The following is an 11,979-nucleotide window of genomic DNA, read 5'->3' as shown; positions in this document are numbered from 1 at the left end:
GCAAGTTGTTTGACGTCCGGGAAGAGCGGGGACCGGGCCGCTGTCACTGAACTTCGGACGCGCGACACTAGCGGATCCGGTCGAGGCGGGTGGCGGCTTCGCGCGCCTCGACCTTCAGCCGCTCGATGATCACGGCGGCCGAGGCGTCGTAGGCGAGCGGGTAGGTCTGGCCCGCCCACAGCGAGATCGCTTCCGGGTCACCGGCCTTCGCCGACGCCCTGCGCACCGGGCCCGCCAGGTTGTTGAGCTGCGGATACGCGGCCGGCGCCCCCTCGGAGAGGGCGTCCATGAACTTGTTGACCAGGCCTCGGGCCGGGCGGCCGCTGAAGGCGCGGGTGAAGGCCGTCTCGCGCTCGGCGAGGGCGAGCGCCTTGCGGTGCGCCTCCGACGTCCCCGCTTCGTCCGCGCGCAGGAAGACGGTGCCCAGCTGGGCGGCCACGGCTCCGGCGGCGAGCACGGCGGCGACGTCGGCCCCGTGCACCAGCCCGCCGGCGGCGATCAGCGGCAGGTCCACGCGGGCGGCGACCAGCCTGAGCAGCGCGAGGACGCCGTATTCCGCGCCGCCGCCGGGCAGCCGCGGGTCGTCGGTGAACAGGCTCCGGTGCCCGCCCGCTTCGAAGCCCTGCAGGACGAGCGCGTCGGCGCCGAGGTCGGCGGCCCGGTGGGCGGCCTCCGGGGTGGTCACGGTGATGACGACCTTCGCCCCGGCGTCGCGGAGCCGGAGCACGTCCGACGGCGAGGGCGGCCCGAAGGTGAACGACACCACGGGGATCCGCTTCTCGAGCACGACGTCCAGCTTCGCGGGGTACGCGTCGTCGTCCCACTTCGGCTCGCCGAGCTCGACGTTGTACTCGCGGGCGAACGCCTCGAGCCGCTCGCGGTGCGCGCCGACGTCGGCGCCGGTGTCGGGTTGCGGGACGAAGAGGTTGACGCCGAACGGCCGCCCGGTGAGCTCGGCGGTGCGGTCGATCTGCGCGCTCAGCGCCGCGGGCGTGAGCATGCCGGCGGAGAGGAAGCCGAAGCCACCGGCCTCGGACACCGCGGCGACCAGCTCCGGGGTGGTGGGACCGCCGGCCATCGGCGCGGCGACGACCGGGAACGTCAGCTCGTCGAACATGCCCCGAGCGTAGTACTCAGCCGGGCAGCAACATCGTGTACAGCTTCTTGATCACGCCGTCCTCGACGAGCGCGATGTCGATCCCCCGCACGACCGGCGGCGCGCCTTCCGGGCCGAATTGCCAGGCGAGGTGGCCCAGGTCGTGGTTGACCAGCACGGGACCGCCGGGTGCGAAGACGAAGCCCGGCGACTGTTCGAGCAGCCCGCGGGCCTTGGCGTTCAGCTCCGCGTGGCCGGTCGCGACCCCTTCCGGGTCGGCGAACTCGACGTCGGGCGCGTAGGTCGCGGCGATCGCCTTCGCGCGCCGCTCGTCGTCCCGTTCGTTGAACACCTGCAGCAGATTGGCTTCCATCAGCTCGGCCACCGTCGCCATCACGTCCTCCTCGGGTCTCACACCCATATTAGGTGACATGTCACGCAACTGTCAGGGGTGGTCGTCCGGCCGGGGCAGGGTGCCGCGTTCGACCAGCCGGTCGTAGACACGGTCGAGCAGCGTGGTCAGCTGCGCCAGCTCACCGGGCTCGAGGGCGCCCAGGACCGCTTCGCGCACGAACCCGGCGTGGTCCGGGGCCGCTTGCCGCAACGACGCCCAACCCGCCTCGGACAGCGCCACCTCGGTGACGCGGCGATCCTCGGCGGCCGTCCCGGTTTCGACCAGCCCGCGGTCCCGCATCCGCTTGAGGTGGTGCGACAGCCGGCTGCGCTCCCAGCCGATGCGGATCGCGAGGTCGGTGACCCGCATCCGGCCGGCGGCATCGCTCGTCAGGGCGACCAGGACGTGGTAGTCGGCGAGCGAGAGGCCGCTGTCGGCCCGCAGCTGCCGGTTCATCTCGTAGTCCAGGCGCAGGTGCACCTTCATGTAGGCGTACCAGGCGGCCGTTTCGGCTTCCGAGAGCAGCGCGAACGGCGATCCCGGCACGAAGTCCCGCGTCACCGCGCGAGCTTAACCACCCAGACTGGTCTAGACCACGACCGCCGGAAGTGCGACGATCCGGGCAGGTGCGACGGCGAGGTCGCGCCCTTCCCGCCAGGAGGTCCCCCGGTGAAGCAGTCCTTGGCGCGGCGGCTCGGCCGCGCACTCGCCGTGCTGGCCCTGATCGGCGCCGGCACGACAGCCACCCACCTCACGCCGGCCGCGGCGGCCACCCCGGCGTTGCAGTCGATCGTGCCGGCGCCGGTCTCGGTGACCCCGGCGGCCGGGGTCGCGTTCCCGCTGGTCTCGACGACGAAGATCGTCACCGAGGCCGGTTCGGCGCCGGCCAGGCAGGTCGGCGACTACCTGGCCGGCGTGCTGCGGCCGTCGACCGGCTTCGCGCTGCCGGTGTCCGACGCCCCCGTGTCGGTGCCGTCCGACAGCATCGCGCTGCTGCTCGGCGGCGCACCCGCGAGCGTCGGCGCTCAGGGCTACCAGCTGGTGTCGACGGCGTCGTCGGTCACCGTGCGGGCCACCACCGCGGACGGGCTCTTCGCGGGCGTCCAGACGCTGCGGCAGCTGCTGCCGGGCAAGGTGGAAAGCCCGGCGGCCCAGCAGGGCCCGTGGAGCGTCCCGGGGGCGACGATCGTGGACTACCCGCGCTTCGGCTACCGCGGCGCGATGCTCGACGTCGCCCGTCACTTCCACCCCGTGTCGACGGTCAAGCGGTACCTCGACCAGCTGGCCCAGTACAAGATCAACAACCTGCACCTGCACCTGGCGGACGACCAGGGCTGGCGCATCCAGATCGACAGCTGGCCCCGCCTGACGACGTACGGCGGCAGCACCCAGGTCGGCGGCGGCGCGGGTGGCTACTACACGAAGGCGCAGTACACCGACATCGTGAACTACGCGGCTTCGCGCCACATCACCGTCATCCCGGAGATCGACATGCCGGGACACGTGAACGCGGCGCTGGCGTCGTACCCGGAGCTGAACTGCACCGGGGTGGCCCCGGCCCTGCGCACGGACACGGCGGTCGGCTACAGCTCGTTGTGCATCTCGAAGGACATCACGTACACGTTCATCGCCGACGTCCTGCGCGAGCTGGCGGCCCTGACCCCGGGCCCGTACCTCCACATCGGCGGCGACGAAGCGTCCTCGACGTCGGCGGCCGACTACCTCACGTTCGTCAACAAGGTCCTCCCCCTGGTGGCGGCCACGGGCAAGTCGGTGGTGGGCTGGCACGACATCGCGAAGGCGTCCCTGCCGGCTTCGGCGACCCCGCAGTTCTGGGGGACGTCCACCTCCGACGCGGGCGTGTCGACGGCGGTTTCCCGCGGCAGCAAGGTGATCCTGTCGCCGGCGAACAAGGCGTACCTGGACATGAAGTACAACAGCTCGACGCCCATCGGGTTGTCGTGGGCGGGCTACATCGAGGTCCAGGACGCGTACGGCTGGAACCCGGGAGCGTACCTGTCGGGCGTGGGCGAACCGGCGGTCCGCGGCGTGGAGTCGCCCCTGTGGACGGAAACGGTGGTGACACCCTCGGACATCGACTACCTGGCGTTCCCCCGCTTGGCCGCGCACGCGGAGCTGGGCTGGTCACCGTGGTCGACGCACGACTGGACGGCGTTCCGGACCCGGCTGGGCGCCCAGGCGCCCCGCTGGGTGGCGCAGGGGATCAACTTCTACCGGTCGGCGCAGATCGCGTGGGACACGGGCGGGACGACGAACCCGGGCACGTGCGCGGACCCGGCGTGGACCGCGACGCAGGTGTACACGAGCGGGAACGTGGTGTCCCACAACGGCCACAAGTGGACGGCGCAGTGGTGGACGCAGGGCGAGGAGCCGGGAACCACGGGCCAGTGGGGAGTATGGACCGACAACGGCGCTTGCTGAGCTGCCTCCCTCCCGGGGCAGGCCCGGAACTGGTTCCGGGCCTGCCCCGGGCGTGGCACAGTCGAGCGGTGCGCAAACCACCAGCTCGACCGGCCGGCGAGGGCGCGGAGACGATCGGCCTTCGCGAGGAGCGCCTGGGCAAGGTGCTCACCACGCGGGCCATCGTGTTCGCCGGGCTGATCGTGGTCGTGGTCGCGGTCGGGACGCTCTGGCTGCTGTTGGCGCTCTTCGGCGCCGGCACACCCGCGGACCAGGCGCAGCTGGAGGTGTTCCGCGCGACCGGGAACGTGGTCCTCGGCGCGGGCGGCGCCGTCGCGCTCGTGCTGGCCGCGCGACGGCAGCGCCTGGGCGAGCTCGAACTCCGCCGGAAGGAACAGGAGCTCGCCCAGCGGGACCACGCGCAAAAGCACGTCGAGCAGGTGGCCTCGGACACGGCCGCACACCAGCGGCGGCTGGCCGAAGACGCCCGGGTCGACGCGGCGGAACGGCGGATCACCGAGCTCTACACGAAGGCGGCTGACCAGCTGGGATCCGAGAAAACACCGATCCGGCTGGCCGGTCTCTACGCGTTGGAGCGGCTGGCGCAGAACACGCCGGACCAGCGGCAGACGATCGTCAACCTCCTCTGCGCCTACCTCCGGCTGCCGTACACGCTGCCCACCGGGCCCCGGCTGCCGCCCTGGTCGTCGTTGCGCGCCCCCGGTTCGAGCCAGGACCCGGCGGAGTCAGCACCGACCGGCACCGACGGGCACGCGAGCGACCAGGAGCTCGAGGTGCGCGCGACGGCCCAGCGCATCCTGGCCGACCACCTCTACCCCGGCGACGCTCCCGGCGAGCCGCGTCCGGAGTTCTGGCCCGGGATCACCCTCAACCTGACGGGCGCGCTCCTGTGTCACTTCGACTTCCGGGGGTGCCGGGTCGGCAACGTCCGGTTCGGCGGTGCGCGGTTCGCCGGCTGGAACCGCTTCGAGGACGTCGAATTCACCGGCTACGCCATCTTCGGCGGCAGCGAGTTCCGCACGTCCGCGAACTTCAAACGGGCCCGCTTCCACCGCTCGGCGCTCTTCCGGGGAGCGGTCTTCCACAACGGCGCGATGTTCGACGAAGCCGTGTTCCGCGACGAGGCCTTGTTCGGCGGCGTGCGCACGGTCGACGGCGTACCCCACCCGGACGGCGCGGTGTTCGGCGGCGCCGTCTCCTTCGCCGCCGCGACCTTCGAACGGACCGTCGTCCTCGACCACGTCCGGGTCGCGGATGACGCCGCCGGCCACGTCTGGCCTCCCACCGATCGAGCCTCGACCTGACCCGTGGCGCAGTACGCTGCGGTCATGCCGTGCCCGATCTGCGCCAAGCACAGCGGTACCGGCCCCTTGGTGGGGCCGGTCATCTGGGCCGACGAGCTCGCCGTCGTCAGTCATCGACCCGGCGCCTTCCCCGGCTACCTCTTCGTCGAGACCCGGCGGCACGTGGCGAACCTCGACGGGCTCACCGAAGCCGAAGCCTTGACCGTCGCGCGGGCCGCCTGGGTGGCTGCCCGGGCGCTGCGGGCCGAACTGGCTCCCGAGTCCGTGCACTCGGCCATGGCCGGACGGGGCATCGACCACTTCCACCAGCACGTCTTCGTGCGGCACCGGGGCACTCCCGCCGAGGTCGGGTGGATGGACGTCGACTGGCCCGGGGCGCCTCGCGCCGACGTCGACCTCCTGTGCGGACGGTTATCGGCGCACTTCGCGCGGTGAAACCCGGACGGGCGGCCCGTGCGGCGGGTTAGGTTGGGGCATGAGCGCAGATCTGGAGCAGGTTCGCACGCTGTCGCTGCAGGAGCACGGCCTCGCCACCGTCGCCACGACGCGGGCGGACGGCACCGTGCACGCCTCCGTCGTCAACGTCGGCGTCTTCGACGATCCGGTGACCGGTGCCCCGGGTGTCGCCTACGTCGCCGTCGGCCGAGCGCACAAGCTTCTCCTGCTGCGACGGTCCGGGCACGCCACCGTCACCTTCCGGCGCGGCTGGAACTGGCTCTCCGTCACCGGTGCCACCCACCTCATCGGGCCCGACGATCCCGACCCCGCCTTCGACCCCGCGGGCCTGCCGCAGCTACTGCGTGACGTCTTCATCGCCGCCACCGGCACCCACGACGACTGGGCCGAGTACGACCGGGTCATGGCCGAAGAGCGGCGGGTCGCGGTGTTCATCCGGGCAGACCGGATAATCGGCAATCCCTGACCCTTCCGGCCCCAGGAGTCGTCCCGTTGTCCGAGTCCCCGCCCCGCGTGACCACGCCGGTCAAGGTCCTGGTCGGCTTGCTCGTCGTCGCCGACGCCGGCTTCGGCGGGGCGCTCGCCACCGGGCTGGTGCGCGGCCTCTCGCCGTGGCTGATCGGCGGCGCCTACGCGGCGACCGTGCTCGCCGCCGTCCTGATCTACCGCGTCTCCCGGGCCCGCGACCTCAAGCGCGGGTTCGAGGGCCTGCGCGACCTCACCATCGGCGACGAGGGCATCCGCCTGCCGGCGGGCACGCTCAGCACGCGCCTGGTGCCCTGGCCGGAGATCGCGGAAGTCACCGTTCGCCGTTCGGCCCGCTTCGGCGACGGCTACCTGCGCGACGCCCTCTGGGTCGATCTGGTCACCGGCGGCGGCGTCGAGAGCTCAGTGCAGCGCTACGCGCCGCGAAGCAAGCTGCAGCCGGCACCGCCCGAGCGGAGGCAATTCGAGCAGACGGCGATCCTCACCCCGGCCCTGTTCGACGCCGTGCTCGACCGGCTCCGGAAGGAACTGCGCCACCGGCAGCTGCACGCCCAGCTCCGCGGCACCCCCCGTCTCCGGCGCCACTGACCGGGCTCAGCCGAGCCGGCCCAGCAGGTCCTTGGCACGATCCGCACCGGGAACGGCCGCTCGATCTCGGCCACTTCGTCACCGGCCGCCTTGGCCACCTGCTGGTAGTGACCGTCCGCGTCCAATTCGAACACCGTCAGCGCGGGCTCCTCCGGATCGATCACCCAGTAGCTGCCGGTTCCGAGCCGCTCGTAGACCGCCTTCTTGGTGTTGAGATCGTGAATCGCCGTGCTGGGTGACAGCACCTCGACCGCCAGCACGGGTGGCGCCGGGAGATCCTTGTCCGTGAAGTCCTCGTCCCGGCCGACCAGGACGTCCGGCTGTAGTTCGATCTTGTCACCCGAGTGCACCGCGAACGGCGCGCCGACCACCTCGAAATCGGGCGGGCACGCAGCTTCCAGCACGCCATAGAGCCGGTAAGCGATTTTCTGGTGTCTGAGTCCCGGCGCAGGGCTCACGATGAGCACCCCGTCGATGAGTTCGTAGCGTCGGCCATCGAACGGGATCCCCTCGAGGTCGTGCACCGTCAGGGGGCCCGAATCGTTGGGATGCTCGATGTCCGCCATGACCGTCATGGTGCTCTCCTTTCGCTCTTCGCACCAGAGGAAACCAGAGAGCACCGACAGAAACCGCATCGAACACGGGTTCGGCACCCATATTCACGCGGAAGCGTGAATATGGGTGCCGCTGTCACATCATAGAAACAGTCGCCTCAACGGAAACCGCTACTTCTTGTTCTTCCCGGAGTCCTCAGTGGACAGTGCGGCGACGAAAGCCTCCTGCGGGACCTCGACCCGGCCGACGGTCTTCATCCGCTTCTTGCCTTCCTTCTGCTTCTCCAGCAGCTTCCGCTTACGCGAGATGTCACCGCCGTAGCATTTGGCGAGCACGTCCTTGCGGATGGCGCGGATCGTTTCGCGGGCGATGATCCGCGCGCCGATGGCGGCCTGGATGGGCACCTCGAAGTTCTGCCGCGGGATCAGTTCGCGGAGCCGGTTCACCATGCGGTTGCCGTAGTTGTAGGCGTCGTCCTTGTGCACGATCGCGGAGAACGCGTCCACGCCCTCGCCCTGCAAAAGGATGTCCACCTTGACCAGGTCCGCCGCCTGCGTACCGGCCTCTTCGTAGTCCAGCGACGCGTAGCCGCGCGTACGCGACTTCAGCGTGTCGAAGAAGTCGAAAATGATTTCCCCGAGCGGCATGTTGTACCGCAGCTCGACCCGGTCCTCGGACAGGTAGTCCATGCCGAGCAGCTGCCCGCGCTTGTTCTGGCACAGCTCCATGATCGTGCCGATGAATTCGGACGGCGCCAGGATGCTGACCTTGCTGACCGGCTCGAGCACCTTGTCGATCTTGCTCCCGGTCGGCCAGTCCGACGGGTTGGTGACGTGGATTTCCTTGCCGTCGTCCTGCACCACGTCGTAGACCACGTTCGGTGCCGTCGAGATCAGGTCGAGGCCGAATTCGCGCTCGAGCCGGTCGCGGGTGATCTCCAGGTGCAGCAGGCCGAGGAAGCCGCAGCGGAAGCCGAAGCCGAGCGCCACCGACGTCTCCGGCTCGTAGTCGAGCGCGGCGTCGTTCAGCTGGAGCTTGTCGAGCGCCTCGCGCAGCTCGGGGTAGTCCGAACCGTCGACCGGGTACAGCCCGGAGTAGACCATCGGCTTCGGCTCGCGGTAGCCCGCCAGCGCTTCCTTCGCGCCGTGACGCTCCGACGTCACGGTGTCGCCGACCTTCGACTGCCGGACGTCCTTCACCCCGGTGATCAGGTAGCCGACCTCGCCGACGCCGAGGCCCTTGCTGGGCTTGGGCTCCGGCGAGATGATGCCGACCTCCAGCAGCTCGTGCGTGGCGCCGGTGGACATCATCTTGATCTTTTCGCGCGGCGTGATCTTGCCGTCGACGACGCGGATGTAGGTGACGACGCCGCGGTACGTGTCGTACACCGAGTCGAAGATCATCGCCCGGGCGGGCGCGTCGGCGTCACCCTGCGGCGCCGGAACCGACTTCACGACCTCGTCGAGCAGCGCGCCGACGCCCATGCCGGTCTTGGCCGAGACCCGCAGGACGTCTTCCGGCTCGCAGCCGATGATGTGGGCCAGCTCACCTGCGTACTTGTCGGGGTCGGCCGAGGGCAGGTCGATCTTGTTGAGCACCGGGATGATCTGGAGGTTGTTCTCCAGCGCGAGGTACAGGTTGGCCAGCGTCTGGGCCTCGATCCCCTGCGCGGCGTCGACCAGCAGGACAGCGCCTTCACACGCCTCCAGGGCCCGGGAGACCTCGTAGGTGAAGTCGACGTGGCCCGGGGTGTCGATCATGTGCAGGACGTGGTCCTGCCCGTCGACCTTCCAGGGCAGCCGGACGTTCTGCGCCTTGATCGTGATGCCGCGCTCGCGTTCGATGTCCATCCGGTCGAGGTACTGAGCGCGCATGGCCCGCTCTTCCACGACGCCGGTGAGCTGCAGCATGCGGTCGGCCAGGGTGGACTTGCCGTGGTCGATGTGCGCGATGATGCAGAAGTTCCGGATGAGCTCCGGAGGCGTGAAGGTCGTGTCGGCGAACGTCGTCACTCGAATGAGTCCTCGGAAAGTCGGGGATGGCCACCTCTATGGTCCCATGGCCCTCCGGGTGCGGTTGGGGGTCATCCCCGATGCGGGGTTTCGCGATCCGTGGTGCCCTCGAAGTATGAGTACTCCGCACCAGCCGGCACCCCCTCCCCAGCCGGAGACCAGCGGCTTCGCCCGCGTCCTCGACCGGACGTTCGGTCACCCCACCGGCACGCTCGGCCGCCTCGGCGGCTGGGTCATGGCCCGCGGCAACGCCGCCACCGAACACCGCGTCGTCGACCTCGCGAAGCTCGAGCCCGACGAGACCGTCCTGATCGTCGGGCCCGGCCCCGGCGTCGGCCTGGAAGCCGCCGCCCGCCTGGCCGGGCGCGCCGTCGGCGTCGACCCCTCCCCCGAGATGCTCACGCTGTGCCACGAGCGCTGCGGCGACCGCGCCGAGCTGCGCGAAGGGTCGGCGGCGCACACCGGCGAGCCCGACGGCTCGGTCGACGTCGTGCTGAGCGTGAACAACGTCATGCTGTGGGAAGACCGCGCGGCCGGGTTCGCCGAGCTGTTCCGGGTGCTGCGCCCGGGCGGCCGGCTGCTGCTGTCCGCGCACGAGAAGTGGCTGCCCGTGAGCAGGCACGTCCTGGCCGACGAAGCCGCCGCCGCGGGCTTCGCCGACCTGCAGACCTGGACCTGGGAGCCGCCCGGGTTCGCCGCGCTCGCCGCGCAGCTGCGCGCCGTCAAGCCCGCCTAGCGGGTGTCCGTGCGGATCGGGTGTCCCTCGGGCACCTCGACCAGCACGATCCGCGTGCCGTCCGGATCGGCGATCCAGGCCTCGTCGAGGCCCCACGGCTCGCGCCGCGCGTCGCGCACCGGCTCCAGGCCGTTGCCCTTCAGCTCGGCCAGGGTGCCGGCGAGGTCCCGGACCTGCAGCCAGAGCACCAGATCGGGCGACGAGCCCGTCTCGCCCGCACCGGAGACCTCCAGGGAGCCGTGGCCGAGGAAGAACACGGTGCCACCGGGGAATTCCCGCTCGACGGCCAGGCCGAGGGTGTCGCGGTAGAACGCCGTGGACGCGGCGACGTCCCGCGGGCGGATCAGCAGCCGGCTCTTCAGGATCTCCATCCGACCATCCCTACCGGACGGGCTCAGGCGGCCGCAATCGCGGCGATGCCGGACAGCACGATCACCGACCCGGCCAGCCGCCGCACGGCGTCACGCTCGCCCAGGACCAGCCACGCGGCGAGGCCGCCGAGCACGATGCTCAGCTCCCGGGCGGGCGCGACCAGGCTGACCGGCGCCATGGTGAGGGCGAACAGCACGAGGATGTAGGCGATCGGCGACAGGACCGCGACGAGCAGGACCTCGCGGCGCTGTTCCCGCCAGATCCGCGTCACTTCGGCGCGATCGGCCAGGGCGCCGGGCACGAGCAGCACGCTCTGCAGGACCGAGCCCAGGCCGAAGTAGACGACCGGCGGCACCCCGAGGCCGGTGACCGAGTGCGCGTCCCAGAGCGTGTAGCCGGCGATGACGGCCCCGGTCAGCAGGCCGTAGAGGATCCCCGCTTTCACGGCGCGGGGGTCGCCGCCCTTCCGGCCGGTGCTGATCACCAGCACCCCGGCGACGACCAGGAACGCGCCGAGCAGGCCGAGCGGCCCGGGCCGCTCGCCGAGCACCAGGACGGCGGCCAGCACCGACAGCAGCGGCCCGGTGCCCCGCGCGACGGGGTAGACGACGGAGAGGTCGCCGACGCGGTACCCGCGCTGCAGCACGATCCCGTAGGCGATGTGCAGGACGGCGGTGACCGCGGCGGCGAGCAGCCAGCTCCACTGTGGACGGTGGTGTTCGACGACGAGCAGCACGATCGTGACGGGCAGGAGCAGGACGGCGCCGGCCGTGTAGTAGAGCCAGACGAACTGGGTGCCGCCGGAGGAGATCCGCTTGGCCGCGAGGTTCCACGCGGCGTGCACGACGGCGGCGACGAGGACGAGGGACAAGGCGGTGGCGTTCACGGGACCCCTTCGGCTTTTCGCGCGCGCGAAAAGCTGGTCCTCCAGGCTTTTGCCCCGTCAGATGAACGACCGGCCGTCCGGGCCCGCCGATGGTGCCGCTCGGACCAGGCCCGCCGGTCCTGGTTTTGAGGTGCATGTGGTGCATGTGGTGCGGGTGGTGCGGGTTGCTCGGACCGGCGACGGAACCCTAGGCACTGCCGCCGCCCACGGTACTCCCGGCTCCGGCCGCCGGCGGCCCGGCTGTTAGAGTGATCGCTCGCTGCCCGTGCGGCATTCCGTCATGGAGGAAACCCGCTCATCGAGCGGGGCCACTTCAGCGCGGCGGCGAATCTCACCGAGTGAAACAGGAGTTGCCCTATGGCCAACATCAAGTCGCAGATCAAGCGCATCACGACGAACGAGAAGGCGCGTCAGCGCAACCAGGCGATCCGGTCCTCGGTGAAGACCGCGATCCGCAAGGTCCGCGAAGCCGCCGAGGCCGGCGAGAAGGCCAAGGCCGTCGAGCTGCAGCGCGACGCCGCCCAGAAGCTGGACAAGGCCGTCTCGAAGGGCGTCATCCACGCCAACCAGGCCGCCAACAAGAAGTCGGCGCTGGCGAAGCGCGTCAACGCGCTCTGAGCTGGTTGATTTTTGGGAAGGCCCCGGCTTCGGC

Annotated in this window: 13 protein-coding genes and 1 pseudogene; 7 read left to right on the top strand and 7 right to left on the bottom strand. The window is 70.8% G+C overall.

All coding sequences use genetic code 11. From position 1 onward, the window contains the following. Positions 1-67: 67 nt before the first annotated feature. The 3 genes from AB0M30_RS25085 to AB0M30_RS25075 are packed head-to-tail and all read right to left on the bottom strand — an operon-like array spanning position 68 to position 2,051. The gene (locus tag AB0M30_RS25085; RefSeq protein ID WP_364587879.1) at positions 68-1,117 is read right to left on the bottom strand and encodes a nitronate monooxygenase; all 1,050 of its coding nucleotides are present in this window, start codon (positions 1,115-1,117) and stop codon (positions 68-70) included. 16 nt (positions 1,118-1,133) lie between these two features. Beyond that, on the bottom strand, positions 1,134-1,511 hold the full coding sequence (locus AB0M30_RS25080; protein WP_364587876.1) for a nuclear transport factor 2 family protein: 378 nt from the start codon (positions 1,509-1,511) through the stop codon (positions 1,134-1,136). A 30-nt stretch (positions 1,512-1,541) separates the two neighbouring features. After that, on the bottom strand, positions 1,542-2,051 hold the full coding sequence (locus AB0M30_RS25075; protein WP_364587873.1) for a MarR family winged helix-turn-helix transcriptional regulator: 510 nt from the start codon (positions 2,049-2,051) through the stop codon (positions 1,542-1,544). 108 nt (positions 2,052-2,159) lie between these two features. Here AB0M30_RS25075 and AB0M30_RS25070 point away from each other — a divergent pair, with 108 nt between their 5' ends. From AB0M30_RS25070 to AB0M30_RS25050, 5 genes are all read left to right on the top strand, one after another. Continuing rightward, positions 2,160-3,932 carry a family 20 glycosylhydrolase gene (locus AB0M30_RS25070; RefSeq protein ID WP_364587870.1) on the top strand — a complete coding sequence of 591 codons (1,773 nt, stop codon included), beginning with the start codon at positions 2,160-2,162 and terminating at the stop codon, positions 3,930-3,932. Between the two features lie 68 nt (positions 3,933-4,000). After that, entirely contained in the window at positions 4,001-5,236 is a 1,236-nt protein-coding gene (locus AB0M30_RS25065) for a pentapeptide repeat-containing protein (protein WP_364587867.1), read from the top strand. A 24-nt stretch (positions 5,237-5,260) separates the two neighbouring features. Then, on the top strand, positions 5,261-5,671 hold the full coding sequence (locus AB0M30_RS25060) for an HIT domain-containing protein (protein WP_364587864.1): 411 nt from the start codon (positions 5,261-5,263) through the stop codon (positions 5,669-5,671). A gap of 40 nt (positions 5,672-5,711) precedes the next feature. Next, a complete protein-coding gene (locus tag AB0M30_RS25055; RefSeq protein WP_364587861.1) occupies positions 5,712-6,158 on the top strand; it encodes a pyridoxamine 5'-phosphate oxidase family protein in 447 nt (148 codons plus the stop codon). Positions 6,159-6,184: 26 nt separating this feature from the next. After that, positions 6,185-6,766, top strand: coding sequence for a hypothetical protein (locus AB0M30_RS25050; RefSeq protein ID WP_364587858.1), 582 nt, complete (start codon positions 6,185-6,187; stop codon positions 6,764-6,766). A 6-nt stretch (positions 6,767-6,772) separates the two neighbouring features. Here AB0M30_RS25050 and AB0M30_RS25045 read toward each other — a convergent pair. Next, a pseudogene (locus AB0M30_RS25045) lies at positions 6,773-7,341 on the bottom strand (Uma2 family endonuclease). 150 nt (positions 7,342-7,491) lie between these two features. Then, on the bottom strand, positions 7,492-9,333 hold the full coding sequence (gene lepA / locus AB0M30_RS25040; protein WP_364587855.1) for a translation elongation factor 4: 1,842 nt from the start codon (positions 9,331-9,333) through the stop codon (positions 7,492-7,494). 115 nt (positions 9,334-9,448) lie between these two features. On the opposite strand from lepA, the gene AB0M30_RS25035 reads away from it, so the two are divergent. Continuing rightward, positions 9,449-10,069 carry a class I SAM-dependent methyltransferase gene (locus tag AB0M30_RS25035; RefSeq protein ID WP_364587852.1) on the top strand — a complete coding sequence of 207 codons (621 nt, stop codon included), beginning with the start codon at positions 9,449-9,451 and terminating at the stop codon, positions 10,067-10,069. Here the strand turns inward: AB0M30_RS25035 and AB0M30_RS25030 are convergent. Then, a complete protein-coding gene (locus AB0M30_RS25030) occupies positions 10,066-10,440 on the bottom strand; it encodes a VOC family protein (RefSeq protein WP_360178648.1) in 375 nt (124 codons plus the stop codon). The genes AB0M30_RS25035 and AB0M30_RS25030 overlap by 4 nt on opposite strands. A 23-nt stretch (positions 10,441-10,463) precedes the next feature. Beyond that, the gene (locus AB0M30_RS25025) at positions 10,464-11,327 is read right to left on the bottom strand and encodes a DMT family transporter (RefSeq protein ID WP_364587849.1); all 864 of its coding nucleotides are present in this window, start codon (positions 11,325-11,327) and stop codon (positions 10,464-10,466) included. 357 nt (positions 11,328-11,684) lie between these two features. Between AB0M30_RS25025 and rpsT the strand changes: the two genes are divergently transcribed. Beyond that, on the top strand, positions 11,685-11,945 hold the full coding sequence (gene rpsT / locus AB0M30_RS25020) for a 30S ribosomal protein S20 (RefSeq protein ID WP_103343449.1): 261 nt from the start codon (positions 11,685-11,687) through the stop codon (positions 11,943-11,945). Positions 11,946-11,979 lie beyond the last annotated feature (34 nt).

The sequence above is a fragment of the Amycolatopsis sp. NPDC051716 genome (genome assembly GCF_040681595.1).
In the GTDB taxonomy this organism is placed as follows: domain Bacteria; phylum Actinomycetota; class Actinomycetes; order Mycobacteriales; family Pseudonocardiaceae; genus Amycolatopsis.
Note: the sequence above shows the minus strand (reverse complement) of the source record. Positions and strands in the feature narration are given on the sequence as shown.